Origin of the sequence: Sphingopyxis sp. TUF1 (assembly GCF_036687315.1) — a bacterium.
Lineage (GTDB): Bacteria > Pseudomonadota > Alphaproteobacteria > Sphingomonadales > Sphingomonadaceae > Sphingopyxis > Sphingopyxis kveilinensis.
The window spans coordinates 2,342,261-2,358,456 of record NZ_CP144683.1; the positions used below are offsets into that span (position 1 = coordinate 2,342,261).

The 16,196-nt window shown below is 63.8% G+C and carries 16 protein-coding genes; 8 read left to right on the forward strand and 8 right to left on the reverse strand.

From position 1 onward, the window contains the following. Nucleotides 1-13 precede the first annotated feature (13 nt). The 6 genes from fabI (at nucleotide 14) to VSX77_RS11035 (ending at nucleotide 7,036) form a co-directional block, all read left to right on the forward strand. On the forward strand, nucleotides 14-841 hold the full coding sequence (fabI, locus tag VSX77_RS11010) for an enoyl-ACP reductase FabI (RefSeq protein WP_338424651.1): 828 nt from the start codon (nucleotides 14-16) through the stop codon (nucleotides 839-841). Further along, nucleotides 834-1,361: a GNAT family N-acetyltransferase gene (locus VSX77_RS11015; RefSeq protein ID WP_338424652.1), complete on the forward strand. Its 528-nt coding sequence runs from the start codon at nucleotides 834-836 to the stop codon at nucleotides 1,359-1,361. Before fabI ends, VSX77_RS11015 begins: the two co-directional genes overlap by 8 nt. Before the next feature lie 3 nt (nucleotides 1,362-1,364). Then, the gene (gene aroC / locus VSX77_RS11020; RefSeq protein ID WP_338424653.1) at nucleotides 1,365-2,441 is read left to right on the forward strand and encodes a chorismate synthase; all 1,077 of its coding nucleotides are present in this window, start codon (nucleotides 1,365-1,367) and stop codon (nucleotides 2,439-2,441) included. Between the two features lies 1 nt (nucleotide 2,442). Next, complete coding sequence (locus VSX77_RS11025) at nucleotides 2,443-4,227, forward strand: SLC13 family permease (protein WP_338424654.1); 1,785 nt, start codon at nucleotides 2,443-2,445, stop codon at nucleotides 4,225-4,227. Between the two features lie 83 nt (nucleotides 4,228-4,310). Then, nucleotides 4,311-5,663: a dicarboxylate/amino acid:cation symporter gene (locus tag VSX77_RS11030; RefSeq protein WP_338424655.1), complete on the forward strand. Its 1,353-nt coding sequence runs from the start codon at nucleotides 4,311-4,313 to the stop codon at nucleotides 5,661-5,663. A 47-nt stretch (nucleotides 5,664-5,710) separates the two neighbouring features. Beyond that, nucleotides 5,711-7,036: a dicarboxylate/amino acid:cation symporter gene (locus tag VSX77_RS11035; protein WP_338424656.1), complete on the forward strand. Its 1,326-nt coding sequence runs from the start codon at nucleotides 5,711-5,713 to the stop codon at nucleotides 7,034-7,036. A 7-nt stretch (nucleotides 7,037-7,043) separates the two neighbouring features. On the opposite strand, the gene VSX77_RS11040 is transcribed toward VSX77_RS11035, so the two are convergent. Continuing rightward, nucleotides 7,044-7,862 carry a hypothetical protein gene (locus VSX77_RS11040; protein WP_338424657.1) on the reverse strand — a complete coding sequence of 273 codons (819 nt, stop codon included), beginning with the start codon at nucleotides 7,860-7,862 and terminating at the stop codon, nucleotides 7,044-7,046. A 170-nt stretch (nucleotides 7,863-8,032) separates the two neighbouring features. Here VSX77_RS11040 and VSX77_RS11045 point away from each other — a divergent pair, with 170 nt between their 5' ends. After that, nucleotides 8,033-9,439: a cytochrome P450 gene (locus VSX77_RS11045; protein ID WP_338424658.1), complete on the forward strand. Its 1,407-nt coding sequence runs from the start codon at nucleotides 8,033-8,035 to the stop codon at nucleotides 9,437-9,439. A 229-nt stretch (nucleotides 9,440-9,668) separates the two neighbouring features. Beyond that, nucleotides 9,669-10,385: an extensin family protein gene (locus tag VSX77_RS11050; RefSeq protein WP_338424659.1), complete on the forward strand. Its 717-nt coding sequence runs from the start codon at nucleotides 9,669-9,671 to the stop codon at nucleotides 10,383-10,385. On the opposite strand, the gene VSX77_RS11055 is transcribed toward VSX77_RS11050, so the two are convergent. The 7 genes from VSX77_RS11055 to sufB form a co-directional block, all read right to left on the reverse strand. After that, entirely contained in the window at nucleotides 10,386-10,736 is a 351-nt protein-coding gene (locus tag VSX77_RS11055; RefSeq protein WP_338424660.1) for a HesB/IscA family protein, read from the reverse strand. A gap of 196 nt (nucleotides 10,737-10,932) precedes the next feature. Beyond that, the gene (locus VSX77_RS11060; protein ID WP_338424661.1) at nucleotides 10,933-11,403 is read right to left on the reverse strand and encodes an SUF system Fe-S cluster assembly protein; all 471 of its coding nucleotides are present in this window, start codon (nucleotides 11,401-11,403) and stop codon (nucleotides 10,933-10,935) included. Further along, nucleotides 11,400-12,545 carry an aminotransferase class V-fold PLP-dependent enzyme gene (locus VSX77_RS11065; protein ID WP_338427259.1) on the reverse strand — a complete coding sequence of 382 codons (1,146 nt, stop codon included), beginning with the start codon at nucleotides 12,543-12,545 and terminating at the stop codon, nucleotides 11,400-11,402. The genes VSX77_RS11060 and VSX77_RS11065 overlap by 4 nt, the downstream gene beginning before the upstream one ends. An 89-nt stretch (nucleotides 12,546-12,634) precedes the next feature. Continuing rightward, on the reverse strand, nucleotides 12,635-13,360 hold the full coding sequence (locus VSX77_RS11070; RefSeq protein WP_338424662.1) for a SufD family Fe-S cluster assembly protein: 726 nt from the start codon (nucleotides 13,358-13,360) through the stop codon (nucleotides 12,635-12,637). Between the two features lie 121 nt (nucleotides 13,361-13,481). Then, nucleotides 13,482-14,225, reverse strand: a complete 744-nt coding sequence (gene sufC, locus VSX77_RS11075; RefSeq protein WP_338424663.1) for a Fe-S cluster assembly ATPase SufC — start codon at nucleotides 14,223-14,225, stop codon at nucleotides 13,482-13,484. Further along, nucleotides 14,212-14,709: a hypothetical protein gene (locus VSX77_RS11080; RefSeq protein WP_338424664.1), complete on the reverse strand. Its 498-nt coding sequence runs from the start codon at nucleotides 14,707-14,709 to the stop codon at nucleotides 14,212-14,214. The genes sufC and VSX77_RS11080 overlap by 14 nt, the downstream gene beginning before the upstream one ends. Beyond that, entirely contained in the window at nucleotides 14,706-16,193 is a 1,488-nt protein-coding gene (sufB, locus tag VSX77_RS11085) for a Fe-S cluster assembly protein SufB (protein WP_338424665.1), read from the reverse strand. The genes VSX77_RS11080 and sufB overlap by 4 nt, the downstream gene beginning before the upstream one ends. Between the last annotated feature and the right edge of the window lie 3 nt (nucleotides 16,194-16,196).

The window sequence follows — 16,196 nt, forward strand, 5'->3', positions numbered from 1 at the left end:
GGAGAAAACGGAAATGACGGGTCTGATGAAGGGCAAACGCGGGCTGATCATGGGGCTTGCGAACGACAAGTCGCTCGCCTGGGGCATTGCGAAGGCCCTGCACGCGCATGGGGCCGAACTCGCGATCTCCTATCAGGGCGACGTGATGTTGAAGCGCGTCAAGCCGCTCGCCGACGAACTGGGCTGCGATTTCCTGATCGATTGCGACGTATCCGACATGGGCAATCTCGACGCCGCATTCGCCGCGCTCGCGGCGCGCTGGCCGACGATCGACTTTGTTGTCCACGCGATCGGCTATACCAACAAGGAAGCGCTGCGCGGCCATTATGCCGACGTGACGCTCGACGATTTCCTGATGACGATGAACATCAGCGTCTACAGCTTCACCGCGGTCGCGAAGCGCGCGGCGGCGATGATGACGCCGTTCGACCCCGAAACGGGCAAGGGCGGCGGCTCGCTGCTCACGCTCAGCTATTATGGCGCCGAAAAGGTCATCCCGCACTACAACGTCATGGGCGTCGCCAAGTCGGCGCTCGAAACCAGCGTCAAATATCTCGCCAACGATTATGGCCCGCAGGGGGTGCGTGTGAACGCGATCTCGGCGGGGCCGATCAAGACGCTTGCGGCCTCCGGCATCGGCGACTTCCGCCTCATCCTCAAATGGAACGAATTTAACGCCCCGCTGCGCCGCAACGTCACGATCGACGACGTAGGCGGGTCGGCGCTTTATCTGCTCAGCGATCTGGCGAGCGGGGTGACGGGCGAGACGCACCATGTCGACGCGGGGTACCACACCATCGGCATGAAACAGGAAGACGCGCCGGACATCGCGCTTGCATGACGATATAGTCTGCCCCGCCCGCGCGGAGCACGCTGACGCGATCGATGCCATAATTCGTGCCGCCTTTGTCGGTACCGAATTCGGCTACCAAGGCGAGGCAGAACTAGTCCGCGCTCTCGAGGCAGATGGCGACGCTCTTGTATCGATCGTCACCTATCGGGAAGGACAGATTTTAGGGCATCTTTTATTCAGCCGGATGGATGTCGAGGCAGACGGACGGCTGCTTTCGGCAGCAGCGCTCGGCCCCGTTTCGGTCCTGCCTGAATTTCAGGGGCAGGGCATAGGAACGGGATTGATCCGCATCGGCATCATGATCCTGCAGGAAATGGACGTCGCGATGAGCTTCGTCCTCGGCCACGAAACCTATTACCCGCGCTTCGGCTATTCACCCGAACTTGCTGCACGCTTCGTTTCGCCCTTTTCAGGCCCGCATTTCATGGCGATGATGCTGGACAGCGCCGCCGAATGGCCGCAAGGCGGCCGGGCGGACTATGCACCAGCATTCAACGGGTTGGGGTAAGCAATGAGTTTCAACAGCTTCGGGCGCGTTCTTCGCTTCACGACGTGGGGGGAAAGCCACGGCCCCGCGCTTGGCGCGGTCGTCGATGGCTGCCCGCCGCGGCTGTCGCTGTCCGAAGCCGACATCCAGCCCTTCCTCGACAAGCGCCGCCCTGGCCAGTCGCGCCACACGACGCAGCGGCAGGAACCCGATCAGGTGCGCATCCTGTCGGGGGTTTTCGAGGGCAAGACGACGGGCACGCCGATCAGCCTGATGATCGAGAATGTCGACCAGCGATCGAAGGATTATGGCGAAATCGCGCAGGCCTATCGTCCCGGTCACGCCGATTATGCCTATGACGCCAAATATGGCATCCGCGATTATCGCGGCGGCGGCCGGTCGAGCGCGCGCGAGACCGCGGCGCGCGTTGCCGCGGGCGGCGTCGCGCGGCTGGTGATCCCCGAGGTTCAAATCCACGCCTGGGTCGCCGAAATTGGCGGTGACGCGATCGATCCCGCAAATTTCGATCTCGAGGAAATCGGCCGGAATGCCTTTTTCTGCCCCGATCCTGCCGCGGCGCGGCGCTGGGAAGGCCTGATGGACGCCGCGCGCAAGGCGGGCAGTTCGCTCGGCGCGGTGATCGAATGCGCCGCGAGCGGCGTTCCCGCGGGTTGGGGTGCCCCCATCTATGCCAAGCTCGACAGCGATCTCGCCGCCGCGATGATGGGCATCAACGCGGTGAAGGGGGTTGAGATCGGTGCCGGCTTCAATGCGGCTCGGCTTCGCGGCGAGGAGAATGCCGACCCGATGCGGCCCGCCACCGACGGCAGCAACCGCCCCGATTTCCTGTCGAACAATGCCGGCGGCATCGCGGGCGGTATTTCGACCGGCCAACCCGTCGTCGTACGCGTCGCGTTCAAGCCGACCAGTTCGATCCTGACCCCCGTCCCGACGGTGAACAAGGCGGGCGACGCGACCGACATCGTCACCAAGGGCCGCCACGACCCCTGCGTCGGTATCCGCGGCGCGCCGGTGGTCGAGGCAATGATGGCGCTCGTGCTCGCCGATCATAAATTGCTCCATCGCGCGCAGAACGGCTGATATGATCGACGCGATACGGACGTTTATCGAAACCCATCAGGCCGTTCTGTCGCTGATCATCCTCGCCGCGATGTTCGTCGGCTTCCTGATGGAGCGGTTGCCTGCGACGGTCATCGCGATCCTTGGCGCCTGTACCTATCTTGCGCTCGGCATCCTCGATGCAAAGGGCATGTATTCAGTCTTTTCCAATTCGGCGCCGATCGTCATCGGTGCAATGTTCGTTCTGTCGGGCGCGCTGATCCGTACCGGCGTCATCCAGCGCGTCGCCGATGCGATCATGAAACGCGCGGAAAAGCATCCGCGCCTTGCGATCGTCGAGGTGCTCGTCGGCGCGCTCTTCGCCTCGGCCTTCCTCAACAACACGCCAGTCGTCGTTGTGCTGTTGCCGATCATGATGAAGCTGGCCGAGGTGACGGGGGTCAGCGCTAAAAAACTGCTGATGCCCCTGTCGATCGCCGCTGTGCTCGGCGGGACCCTGACTTTGATCGGTACGTCGACCAATCTCGTGGTCGACGGTATTGTCCGGCAAGCGGGCATGGAGCGTTTCGGCATTTTCGAAATCACGCCCATCGGCCTCGTCACCGCTGCGTCGGGCATGATCGGCCTCGCGCTGATGTGGTGGCTGCTGCCGTCGGACAAGCCGGTCAGGGGACCGGCGGGCACGCACGACGCGCATAAATATCTGACCGAGCTGGTGCTCGGCGACAATGACGATCTGGTCGGAATGACGACAGAGGCGTTTCGCGACCTGCCGCGTTCGGGCCGCATCGTCGGCGTACGACGCGGTTCCGCGGTGGTTCACGGCGGCGATCTCGAACATTGGACGCTTGCCGCGGGCGACCGTGTGATCCTGCGGGTCGACGGCGCGACGCTGATGACCTGGCGCGAGCAGGGGCGCTTTGGCCTTGGCATTGGCAGTGGCGAGCCCGCCGAGGGCGATATGGTCGTCGAAACGATGATTGCGTCGAACCACCCGGCGATCGGCCAGCGGCTGATCGATATTCCGTTCCTGCAAAAGATCCGCGCGCGCATCATCGGGCTCGACCGCCCGGCGCACGAACCCGGCCCCGACCTCGCCAGCGTCCGTATCCGTCCTGCCGACCGCCTACTGGTCGCAGGCGGCCCGCGCGAGGTCGAGGCGCTTCGCGACAATCCGCACCTGATCGGCGCCGACCTTGCCAAGGTACGCGCCTTTCGCCGGGGCAAGGCGTGGATCGCAATCCTCTGCATGGTCGCGGTCGTCACGCTCGCGGCGTTCGATATCATGTCGATCGGCGTCGCGGCGATCATCGCGATCGGGGTGATCCTCGTGACACGCTGCATCGACAGCGAGGAGGCGTGGGGAACGATCGACGGCGACGTTCTGATCCTCATTTTCGCAATGCTCGCAGTCGGCCTCGCGCTCGAACAGAGCGGCGCCGTCGCAATGATGGTCGGCTGGGTTGAACCGTCGCTCGTGGGTCAGCCGGCATGGGTGCTGATTTTCGGTATCTATTTCTTCGCGCTCATTCTCTCCGAACTGCTCAGCAATAATGCGGTCGCGGCGCTGATGACGCCGGTGACGCTGGCCATCGCGTCCGAGCTTGGCGTCGATCCGCGTCCGCTTGTGATCGCGCTGATGATCGGCGCGTCGGCGTGCTTCGCGACGCCGATCGGTTATCAGACGAACACGATCGTTTATGCAGCGGGCGATTACCGCTTTATCGATTTCGTTAAGATCGGCGTTCCGCTCAATATCATCACCGGCGTATCGACCTGCTTTGCGATCGTCTTCTTTATGACCTGATGCCGCGGCGATTGCCCGCGGCGCATCACCCTGTTACCTCCGCCCGCATAACGATCCGCCCCGCGCGGAACAGGGAGTGATTTATGGGCCATCGCCTGACTTTATATATTCTGATCGGGATGATCCTCGGCGTCATCACCGGCTATCTCGTGCGGGTCTATGTCCCCGCCGACAGCGAAGCCTTCACCTATTGGCTGCGCAGCTTCAGCACGCTTTCGACGATCTTCCTCAACCTGATCAAACTCGTCGTCGCGCCGCTGATCCTCGGGACGCTTGTCGCGGGCATTGCGCATATGGGCGACAGCTCGGCGCTCGGCCGCATCGGCACGCGTGCGATCGCCTGGTTCATTATTGCCAGCCTCATTTCGATCAGCCTCGGGCTGATCATGGTCAATTTCTTTGAACCTGGCGCCGGGCTCAACCTCACCGTCGGCGCGCATTCGATCGCCGAGGTCGGCGAGGTCAAGAAACTCGACCTGTTCGAGTTCATCGAGCACGTCTTCCCGAAGAATATCTTTCAGGCGATGGCGGACAACAACGTCCTCCAGATCCTCGTTTTCGCGCTGTTCGCGGGCGTCGGCCTGACGGCGATCGGCGAAAAGGGCAAGCCGCTGGTTCGCGGGGCCGAGGCACTTGCCGAACTGATGCTCCAGATCACCGGCTATGTGATGCGCCTCGCGCCGATCGCGGTGTTCGGCGCGCTCGCTGGGGTCGTGGCGAAATATGGTCTTGGCATCCTCGGCACTTATGCGGAGCTCGTCACCGAATTCTATCTCTCGCTCGTCGTGCTGTGGGTCATCCTGCTCGGTGCGGGCGCGATCTTCCTCGGTCGCCGGATTTTCTCGCTGGTCCGCTATATCCGCCAGCCGCTGCTGATCGCATTCTCGACCGCCTCGTCGGAGGCCGCGATGCCCAAGCTGTTCGAACAGCTCGACCGCTTCGGCGTGCCGCGCCGCATCTCGGGCTTCGTGCTCCCCTTGGGCTACAGCTTCAACCTCGATGGTTCGATGATGTACGCAAGCTTCGCGACGCTCTTCATCGCTCAGGCTTACGGGATCGAGCTTTCGCTCACGCAGCAGATACTGATCCTGCTGACCCTGATGGTGTCGTCGAAGGGCATCGCCGCGGTGCCCCGCGCCAGCCTGGTGGTGATCACCGCGACGCTCGCGATGTTCGATCTTCCGATCGAGGGTGTCGCGCTGATTTTCGCGATCGACCAGTTCCTCGACATGGGCCGCACCGCAACCAATGTCGTCGGCAATGCGGTCGCGACGTCGGTCATCACGAAGTGGGAAGGCATGCTGGAAGTGCCCGAGCCCGCCGACGCCGAACGACCGCACGCGCCATCGCATACGCCGCATCATGGAACCCGCGGGCTCGATATTCGTGATAGTGATGACTCAGGGGAGAATAAGCCAGCGGCCGACAACGCGTAACACATGCGCTTCGGGCCGCCCACATCGCGGCGAGCAAGGAGCTCAACATGGCCGAAACGGCGGCAATCGATCGGGCGGCGCGCGATGAAGCGCGCGCCCGGCGGCTGCGCTGGCGGATGCTTGCCGGCTTTCTCGCGGGCCTCGTCATCGGACTTGGCGTCCACTATGGCGCGCCGGGCGCGGCGTGGGTCGAAACCGTCACCACCTATGTGACGGGGCCGCTGGGGCAGATATTCCTGCGCCTGCTCTTCATGCTCGTGATCCCGCTGCTCGTATCGGCGCTGATCGTCGGCGTCGCCGAAATGGGCGAGATGCACGCGCTGAAGGCCGTCGGCGGGCGCACGCTCGTCTATACGGTCGCGGTGTCGGCGATCTCGGTTGTCATCAGCCTCGCCGTCGTCAACCTGCTTCGTCCGGGCGGAGGCGTCGATCCTGCGCTCGCGCGTTCGTTGATGGCGGAGGGTGCAGCGGGGGCGCAGGCGATCGCCGACCGCGCGGGCGAGGCGAAGACCGGTATGGAGGCGGTCGTCGCGATCGTCCCCGACAATCTCTTCGCCGCGATGGGCCAGAATGATGTGCTCGCGGTCATGTTCTTCGCGCTCTTCTTCGGCATCGGGCTCATGCTCGTGCGTACGCCGCGCACCGAGACGCTCAAGACCGCGATCGAGGGGGTGTTCGAGGTCATGATGAAGCTCATCGGGCTTGTCATCCAATTCGCACCGATCGCCGTCTTCTGTTTCATGTTCAACCTCGGCGCGCAGTTCGGGCTCGATCTGATCGTGCGCCTGTCGGCCTTTGTCGGGGTCGTGCTGCTCGCGCTCGGGCTTCAGATGTTCGTCGTCTTCCCGATCCTGCTCAAGACATTGGCGGGGAAATCGCCGATCGCCTTTTTCCGCGAGACGCAGGAAGCGGCGGTCATGGCGTTCTCGACCGCTTCGTCGAACGCGACCCTGCCGACCGCGCTGCGCGTTGCGCGCGACCGGTTGCACCTGCCCGACCGGGTGGCGCGTTTTGTGCTCACCATCGGCGCGACCGCGAACCAGAACGGCACCGCGATGTTCGAAGGCGTGACGGTGATATTCCTCGCGCAGTTTTTCGGCATCGACCTGACGTTGCAGCAGCAGATCATGGTGATGGCCGTGTGCATCCTCGGCGGCATCGGGACGGCGGGCGTACCGGCAGGATCGCTGCCGGTGATTGCACTCATCCTCGCGATGGTCGGCGTCCCGCCGGCGGGCATCGGACTGGTGCTCGGCGTCGACCGTTTCCTCGACATGTGCCGTACCACGCTGAACGTTATCGGCGACCTTGTGGCTGCGACGGTCGTGTCGGCGGGCATCGATGACCGGGCGGGGAAGCCGGCCGCGGCCTAAGCGATATCTATCTTTCCCGAACTCCCGCCCGGTCGACCCGGCCCGGCCGTTCGCGCGCGGGCCGCGTTGCCGGAGGGCGGGCTGCGGGCGGCGGCGCCGGGCGCGCAGCGGGACGCGGCGCTGGCGAAGCGGCGGGCGCAGGCCGGCCCACCGGTGCGGCAGCGGGCGGCGCGGCGGGCCGTTGCCACTGCGGACGCTGCCGGGGCGGCGAAGCGGCGTCACCGCCGCGCCGCGGTCGGGAACGGATCTCGCCCGGATTCGCAGAGGGCAGGGGGCGGATTGCGCCAGGGGTGCCGGTTGCGCCTTCGACGGCGCGGCGCGGGCGGGTCCCGCGCGGGCCATCATCATTGCGATCGGTGCGATTCCAGCCCGGACGGCCGTCGCCGTGCCCGCGATCGTCGTCACGATCACGGTGCCAGCCGGGGCGGTCAGGTCTCCCGTCGCCGCGCTTGCCATGATATTTCCACCAAGCCCGGCGGCCGCCCCAATAGTTCAGATATTGGCCGTTCAGCGGGTATCGGTTGCGATAGCTGTCGAACATCCACAGACCGTGGCCGGGATAATAATAATTGTCGTACCAGCCGCCGCCGAAGCCGATCTGGACGAACCCGCTACCATAATCCGACGCATCGTAGCAGTCATAGCCATAGCCATCGGCATAGGCATAGCCGTCATAATTGTACCAGCCGTCGCCATAGCGCGCGGCGCAGTCGCCGCGTGAGGCATAGCTGGCGCCGTAGACACCAGCATCGTAGCAGCCGCTGAGCATCGTCGTCGCGAGGGCGCCGAACGCAATGGCAAGGGGGCGCGTAAAACGCTTTAGCATGTTTTGGTCCTTTGACCGTCGAACAGGTTGCGACCCCTGACAGAAGCTTGCGCGAGTCGAGTTGAATTTGCGGTGAATGGTGATCGTCGCCCTGCGAAGCCTTACTTGCACCATTGTCAGTAGTGCGATACCCATCGGCACAACGACAGTATGGATGAGGATTCGACCCGATGAATGCGCCGACGCAGATCCACCCCGCCAGCAGTGCATGGTCCGCCGAACGCTTTGGCCCCGATACGCGGCACTGGCTGCCGCGCAATCCTGACAGCGCGATCGACCATATTCCGGGCGAGGACGGGATGCCCGTCATCGGCAACACGCTCGAACAGCTGCGCGACTATCCTGCCTTTGCGCGTCGCATGGTCGCCAAATATGGCCGCGTCTATCGCAACAACAGCTTCGGCGGGCGCAGCGTCGCGCTTTATGGGCCCGAGGCGAACGAGCTGGTCATGTTCGACCGCGACAAGATTTTCTCGTCCGAACAGGGTTGGGGTCCGGTGCTCAATCTCCTCTTCCCGCGCGGGTTGATGCTGATGGATTTCGAAAAGCATCGTGCCGACCGCAAACTCTTGTCGGTCGCGTTCAAGCCCGAACCGATGCGCCATTATGCCGAAGCGCTCAACGAGGGGATCAAACATCGGATCGCCAACTGGAGCGGCAAGAGTTTCAAATTTTATCCCGCGATCAAGGAACTGACGCTCGACCTCGCCGCAACCAGCTTCCTCGGCATCCCCTGGGGCCCCGAGGCCGACAAAGTCAACAAGGCGTTCGTGGACATGGTTCAGGCGTCGATCGGCATCGTGCGCCGTCCGCTGCCCTTCACCGCGATGGGGCGCGGCGCCAAGGGTCGCGCCTTCCTCGTCGATTATTTTGGCCGCATGGTCCCCGAACGCCGCGAGGGCACGGGCGAGGACATGTTCAGCCAGATCTGCCGCACCCGCGACGACAATGGCAATTATATGCCGGTCGACGCCATCGTCGATCATATGAATTTCCTGATGATGGCGGCGCACGACACGATCACCAGTTCGATCACCACGCTCGTCTGGGAACTCGCGCGCCATCCCGAATGGCAGGACAAACTCCGCGAGGAAATGCTGCGCGTCGCGCCAGCGGGTGAGGGGGTCGGGCACAACAGCCTCGGCGAGCTCGAACTCACCGAATGGGCGTTCAAGGAAGCGCTGCGGCTGGTGCCCCCGGTGCCGAGCTTCCCGCGCCGCGCGCTCAAGGATTTCGAATTCGGCGGTTATCATATTCCCGCGGGCACTTCGGTCGGGGTCAGCCCTGCCTTCACGCATATGATGGAGGAACATTGGCCCGAACCGGAGAAGTTCGACCCGATGCGTTTCTCGCCCGAAGTCGCGCGCGAACGGCATAAATATGCATGGGTGCCCTTCGGCGGCGGCGCGCACATGTGCCTGGGACTGCACTTTGCATATATGCAGGCGAAGATCTTTTTCCATCATGTCGTCACGACGCACCGGATCACCGTCGCCCCCGGCTATGCGCCCGAATGGCAGATGTTGCCGATCCCACGGCCGAAGGACGGGCTGATGGTAACGTTCGAGCCGCTGTAGCGGTCGGTGCCCGAAAAATCCTCCCTGTCGCGAAGCGATGGGGAGGGGGACCGCGCCCGTAGGGCGTGGTGGAGGGGCCGCGACGCGGCGTTATCGCCCCTCCGTCAGCGGCTTGCGCCGCTGCCACCTCCCCATGGCTTCGCCACAGGGAGGATTCTTGCCTCCGCTTCGGCCGCTAGCCGCAAAGCGCTTTTCACCGGCGGCAATTTGCTGCACGGACAAATGGAAAATGAAGTCTCTTCGCCCCTATCTCCTGTGGTTCGCCGCCGCGCTCCTGATCACTATTGGCGCCATTCTCGGTATGCAATGGGTGCGCGATCATCCCGAACATCTACCCGGCGCGCGCTTCGAACTCGCGCATTTGCAGGGGTGGGCGACGCATCGCAAGCTGGTCGCGCTTGCCGCCGACGATGCCACCTGCTTCGCCGCTTTCGACCGCTCGGGCGCTGGCTATCTCCGGCGGCCGGTGGTGGGCGAGGGGGTGTGCCGCGCCAGCCAGCGGATGATCCTGACCGGCAACAGCCTGGTCCCGACGATGCGCCCCGCTCGCGCCGCGCCCGGATGCGCCGTCACCGCGGCGATGGCGCTGTGGACGCGCGACGTCGTGCAGCCGGCGGCCGAGCGATATTTCGGGCAAGCCGTCGTCGAGCTGGAAAATCTCGGCAGCTACAACTGCCGCAAGATTGCCGATGGCGAAACACAGAGCCAGCATTCGACCGCCAATGCGATCGACATCTCGGCCTTTATCCTTGCCGACGGCACGCGGATCGCGCTCATCAACGACTGGGAACCCGGCGACCGGCGCAGCGAGTTTCTGCACGCGGTGCGCGACGGGTCGTGCGGCCTGTTCTCGACGGTCTTGTCACCCGACTATAATGCTGCGCACGCCGATCATTTCCACTTCGACATGGCGGCGCGAACCGCGGGCTGGACCGTCTGCCGCTGATTAGACGGTAAAGCTCTCGCCGCAGCCGCACGCGCCCTTGGCGTTCGGGTTATTGAACACGAAGCCCGCGGCGAAATCATCCTCGACCCAGTCCATTGTGCTGCCAATCAGATAGAGCACCGATGCGCCGTCGATGTAGAAGGTGCCGCCGGGCGTTTCGATCTTCTCGTCGAATTTTTCTTCCTCGGTCACATAATCGACCGAATAGGCGAGCCCCGAACAGCCACGGCGCGGCGTCGATAGCTTGACGCCGATCGCGCCTTCGGGCGCGGCCGCCATCAGCGCGGCGATGCGCGCTTCGGCATTGGGGGTCAGCGTCACCGCGGCGGGGCGGGTTTTCAACGTCGTCATCTCACACTCCTTTCCCTCTCCCCTTGCGGGAGAGGGATGTGAAGACTTGCGAGCTTGCTCGCTAGTCGAAGCTGGGTGAGGGGTATGCGGTCGGAGACCGCGCGAGCCTGCGGCTCGCAGACCCCTCATCCAACTGCGCCCAGTCACTTCGTGACAAGGCTTCGTATCCTTCTCCCGCAAGGGGAGAAGGAGGCTATTATAGCATCCCCAACTCCAGCCGCGCCTCGTCGCTCATATTCTGCGGCGACCACGGCGGATCCCATACCAGATTGACCTCGGCATCGCCGACCCCCGGCACCGCGCCGACGCGCAGCTCGACCTCGGCGGGCATCGATTCGGCGACGGGGCAGTGCGGCGTCGTCAGCGTCATCGTCACCATCACATGCCCCTCGTCGATCTCGACATTGTAGATCAGGCCAAGGTCATAGATGTTCACCGGAATTTCGGGGTCGTAAATATCCTTGAGCGCGGCGATCACCGCTTCATACAGGTCGCCGCCGACCGCCGCCGGATCGGTCGCCGCGGGCTTGGCGGCGAGGAAGCCTTCCAGATAGTCGCGCTTGCGTTCCAGCTTCTCGGGTGCGCTTTCGGCATCGTCGACGCGCGCCTTGGGCGGCGCCTCGACGCTCGTCACCTCTTCGACCTTGATACTGCCGTTGTCGCTCATCCGAAAATCCTCTCGACTCGGGCGAGGCCGTCGATCAGCGCTGCCACATCGTCGTCATTGCTGTACAAACCGAAACTCGCGCGCGCGGTCGCTGGCACGCCCAGATGCTCCATCAGCGGCTGCGCGCAATGGTGCCCGGCGCGGATCGCGACCCCGCTTTCGTCCAAGATAGTGCCGATGTCGTGCGGATGAACCCCCGCCATCGCAAAGCTGACGATTCCAGCACTGTTTTCAGGACCATAGAGTGTGACGCTGTTGCGCAACGCCAGCGCCTCGCGCAAGCTGCCGACCAGCGCGCATTCGTGCGCATGGATCGCCGCAACCCCGATCGCCTCGACATAATCGACCGCCGCCGCCAGCCCCAGCGCCTCAATGATCGCCGGGGTTCCCGCCTCGAAGCGGGTAGGGGCGGGGGCGTAAGTAGTTTTGGCGAAGGTCACGCGGTCGATCATCGACCCGCCGCCCTGCCACGGCGGCAGCGCATCGAGCTTCTCGCTCCACAGCACGCCGACGCCGGTCGGCCCGTAAAGCTTGTGCCCCGAAAAGACGTAATAGTCGCAGCCAAGCGCGGCGACATCGACGGGCAGCCGCGGCACCGCCTGGCACCCGTCGACCAGCAACTCGGCGCCCACCCTGTGCGCCAGCTCCGCCGCGCGCGTGACATCGAGCGGACTGCCCAGAACGTTCGAGACATGCGCAAAGGCGACCATCGTGTGTTCGCTCGTCAGCAGCTTTTCGGCCGCGTCGAGGTCGATGCAGCCATCCGCCGTGAGCGGGCAGACATCGACCTGCCACCCCGCAAGCTGCCACGGCACGATATTGCTGTGATGTTCGAGCGTGGACAGCAGCACGCGGCCCTTCTTCGGGTGCGAATAAGCGACAAGATTGATCGCCTCGGTCGCGCCGCGCACGAACGCGATCTGATCGTCCTTCGCGCCGATAAACGCCGCGATTCGCCGCCGCGCCGCTTCGTAAGCGAGCGTCATATCGGCGGAGCGTGCATAGACGCCACGGTGAACGGTCGCATAGTCGCGGCCCATCGCGGCCACGGTGGCGTCGATCACGGCCTGCGGCTTCTGCGCGGTGGCGGCGGTGTCGAGATAGTGCCAGCCGGGCGTGAGGCCCGGGAACTGATCCCTGATCCCGTTTGTGTCGAGCGTAGTCGAGACACGTTGGCGCCCGACTTCACGTCCCTCGACTTCGCTCGGGACGAACGGAGAAGTGAGGCCGCTCACACCAATTCCCCCAGCTTAGCGAGCGCCAGTTCCTGCAACCGCGCCTCATCCTCGGCGCCGTCGAACACGCCTGCAACGAATGCCTGCAACATCAGCTTCTTCGCCTCGCCGGGCGGCAGCCCGCGCGACTGGAGGTAATAAAGCCCCATGGGATCGAGCTCGCCGATCGCGCAGCCGTGCGCGCATTTCACATCGTCGGCGAAGATTTCGAGTTCGGGCTTGGCGTTGGCGGTCGCGCTGCGATTGAGCAGCATCGCCTTCACATCCTGCTCACTGTCGGTCTGTTGCGCATCGCGCGCGACGGCGACCTTGCCGAGATAGGTGCCGGTGGCGGTGCCGCCGAGCACCGATCGCACGACCTGCCGCGAGGTCGCGCCGGGTTCGGCGTGGGTGACCGTGGTAACGATCTCCAGATTCTGCTCGCCCCCGCCGATCTGCGCCGCGCCGAGCGTGAAGGCGGCGCCTTCGTGGAGCGTCACTGCGAGTTCGATACGGCCATAGGCGCCGCCGATGTTGAGGATGTGCAGCGATGCGGTCGCGCCTTTGCCGATGCTCATTTCGATCTGATGGATCGCCCCCGCATCCTGGACGATCGCGCGCGCGAACTGGCCGCCCGCGGGCACGATGATGCTCTCGGGCGCGGGCAGGGGCCATGCCGCGGCGACGGCGTCGATGTCGGAATAACGCCAGGCTTCGTCGCGCCGCGAGGGGAGGGGGGTCATGCGATCCTCCCCTTTTCGTCACCCCGGACTTGATCCGGGGTCCCGCTTCCTTCGCCGCCGGAAAAGCGGGATGCCGGAGCAAGTCCGGCATGATGAGGAAAGGGAAGGCGTGCGGGAATGATCACGCCGCGATCTCCGCATAGCCATGCGCTTCCAGCTCACGCGCCAGCTCGGGCCCGCCCGATTTCACGATTCGCCCCCCGGCCAGCACATGGACGAAATCGGGCTGCACATAGTCGAGCAGCCGCTGATAGTGGGTGATCAGCAGCACCGCCTTGTCGGGGCGCCGCATGATCGCATTGATCCCGTCGCCGACGGTGCGCAGCGCATCGATGTCGAGGCCGCTGTCGGTCTCGTCGAGAATCGCGAGCTTGGGACCCAGGATACCCATCTGCACCATCTCGTTGCGCTTCTTCTCGCCGCCCGAAAAGCCGACGTTCACCGGGCGCTTCAGCATATCCATGTCCATCTTGAGCAGCGCAGCCTTCTCGCGCGCCAGCTTCAGGAATTCGCCGCCCGACAGCGGTTCCTGCCCGCGCGCCTTGCGCTGCGCGTTCAATGCCTCGCGAAGGAACTGGACGTTCGACACGCCGGGGATTTCGACCGGATACTGGAAACCGAGGAACAGGCCCGCGGCGGCGCGCTCGTGCGGGTCCATCTCGAGCAGATCCTGTCCTTCAAAAGTCACCGATCCCTCGGTCACCTCATACCCCGGCCGCCCGCCGAGCACATAGGACAAAGTCGACTTGCCCGCGCCATTCGGCCCCATGATCGCATGGATTTCGCCCGCATTGATGCTGAGCGACAGGCCTTTCAGGATCGGCTTGTCCGCGACGGTGGCGTGGAGGTTTTCAATTTTGAGCATTGTTGTTTCCCGTGATCTGTGCCGTCGCTGCTTTGAGCGTTGTTATCAGTTTCGCCCGCTGCTCTGGGCTTGCAGCTGACCTGTACGCGAAAATGACTCCGCCCATTTCTCGGCTTTCTTCCCGCAACCGTTCGCGATTTTTGTCGTCGCCGTAGCGCACCTGTTTCGCCAACAGAGCGTCCATCCCACGATCGGCTGCAAGACGTTGCATCTTACATGCGGTTTGTGACTGTTCCAGCGCGGCAATTGCCGCGCTACCAACCGACGTTCCGAAGTCAGAATGCCTACTGAAATGTTGCCAATGGCACGTCCAGTAATCACGATATATGGTCGCTAATGCCTCCCGATCCTGCGCGAATAGGTTTTGCTCAGGCGGTCCGGAATAGACGCCCGCCTTGCAGTCATATTGTGGCGTATCGACGCATTCGAATACGGACGGCTCAAGCGTTGCGCCCAACAAAAGCACTGAAAATACAAAGCTCACCCCACGCTCCCCTCGAGCGAAATTCCCAGCAGCTTCTGCGCCTCGACCGCAAATTCCATCGGCAGCTGTTGCAGCACTTCCTTCGCGAACCCATTCACGATCAACGCGACCGCCTCTTCCTGCCCCAGCCCGCGCTGCATCGCGTAGAAGAGCTGGTCGTCGCTGATCTTGCTCGTCGTCGCTTCATGCTCGACGGTCGCGGTCGGATTGCGGACCTCGATGTACGGCACCGTGTGCGCGCCGCATGTGCTGCCCAAAAGCAAGGAATCGCACTGGGTGAAGTTGCGCACCCCCTCGGCATTCGGCGCGACGCGGACGATGCCGCGATAGGTGTTGTTCGACTTGCCCGCGCTGATCCCCTTGCTGACGATGGTCGATCGCGTGCGCTTGCCATTGTGGATCATCTTGGTGCCGGTGTCGGCCTGCTGGTAATTGTTGGTGACCGCGACCGAATAAAATTCGCCGACGCTATCGTCGCCGTTGAGCACGCAGCTTGGATATTTCCATGTGATCGCACTGCCGGTCTCGACCTGCGTCCACGACACTTTCGATCGCGCACCCTGGCAGAGCGCGCGCTTGGTCACGAAATTATAGATGCCGCCAAGGCCCTCGGCATTGCCGGGGTACCAGTTTTGGACGGTCGAATATTTGATCTCGGCATCGTCCAATGCGACCAGTTCGACGACCGCGGCGTGCAGCTGGTTTTCGTCGCGCATCGGCGCCGTGCAGCCCTCGAGGTAGCTGATGTAAGCGCCCTTGTCGGCGACGATCAACGTCCGCTCGAACTGCCCCGTATTCTCGGCATTGATGCGGAAATAGGTGCTGAGCTCCATCGGGCAGCGCACGCCCTCGGGCACATAGACGAACGTCCCGTCGCTGAAGACCGCGCAGTTTAGGCACGCGAAATAATTGTCGTGCATCGGCACGACCTTGCCGAGCCACTTTTTCACCAGCTCGGGATATTCGCGGATCGCCTCGCTGATCGACAGGAAGATCACGCCCGCGCGCTTCAGTTCCTCGCGGAAGGTCGTCGCGACGCTGACGCTGTCGAACACCGCATCGACCGCGACCTTGCGCGCGCCCTCGACGCCGGCGAGCACCTTCTGCTCCTCGATCGGGATACCGAGCTTCTTGTAGACCTCGAGAATCTCGGGATCGACCTCGTCGAGGCTCGAAAGCTTCGGCTTCGGCCGCGGCGCCGCGTAATAGTACGCGTCCTGGTAATCGATCGGCGGCACGTTGAGCTTCGCCCAGTCGGGCGTCTCCATCGTCTGCCAATGGCGAAACGCCTTCAGCCGCCAGTCGAGCATCCATTCGGGCTCGTTCTTCTTCGCGCTGATGAAGCGGACCGTATCCTCGGTCAGTCCCTTGGGCGCGAAGTCGGTCTCGATCGCCGAGGACCAGCCATGCTCGTAATCGGCGACCTTCGCGGCGGCGTCGTGCGCCGCCTGATCCTTGATGCGCGTGTCGGTGTTGTCGGTCATATA

Excerpts from the sequence above, each read along its gene's own strand:
- VSX77_RS11045 (WP_338424658.1), top strand. The coding sequence starts at position 8,033 with ATGAATGCGCCGACGCAGATCCACCCCGCCAGCAGTGCATGGTCCGCC.
- VSX77_RS11035 (WP_338424656.1), top strand. The coding sequence starts at position 5,711 with ATGGCCGAAACGGCGGCAATCGATCGGGCGGCGCGCGATGAAGCGCGC.
- VSX77_RS11040 (WP_338424657.1), bottom strand. The coding sequence starts at position 7,862 with ATGCTAAAGCGTTTTACGCGCCCCCTTGCCATTGCGTTCGGCGCCCTC.
- aroC (WP_338424653.1), top strand. The coding sequence starts at position 1,365 with ATGAGTTTCAACAGCTTCGGGCGCGTTCTTCGCTTCACGACGTGGGGG.
- VSX77_RS11050 (WP_338424659.1), top strand. The coding sequence starts at position 9,669 with ATGAAGTCTCTTCGCCCCTATCTCCTGTGGTTCGCCGCCGCGCTCCTG.
- sufC (WP_338424663.1), bottom strand. The coding sequence starts at position 14,225 with ATGCTCAAAATTGAAAACCTCCACGCCACCGTCGCGGACAAGCCGATC.
- fabI (WP_338424651.1), top strand. The coding sequence starts at position 14 with ATGACGGGTCTGATGAAGGGCAAACGCGGGCTGATCATGGGGCTTGCG.
- VSX77_RS11070 (WP_338424662.1), bottom strand. The coding sequence starts at position 13,360 with ATGACCCCCCTCCCCTCGCGGCGCGACGAAGCCTGGCGTTATTCCGAC.
- VSX77_RS11030 (WP_338424655.1), top strand. The coding sequence starts at position 4,311 with ATGGGCCATCGCCTGACTTTATATATTCTGATCGGGATGATCCTCGGC.
- VSX77_RS11060 (WP_338424661.1), bottom strand. The coding sequence starts at position 11,403 with ATGAGCGACAACGGCAGTATCAAGGTCGAAGAGGTGACGAGCGTCGAG.
- sufB (WP_338424665.1), bottom strand. The coding sequence starts at position 16,193 with ATGACCGACAACACCGACACGCGCATCAAGGATCAGGCGGCGCACGAC.
- VSX77_RS11025 (WP_338424654.1), top strand. The coding sequence starts at position 2,443 with ATGATCGACGCGATACGGACGTTTATCGAAACCCATCAGGCCGTTCTG.
- VSX77_RS11055 (WP_338424660.1), bottom strand. The coding sequence starts at position 10,736 with ATGACGACGTTGAAAACCCGCCCCGCCGCGGTGACGCTGACCCCCAAT.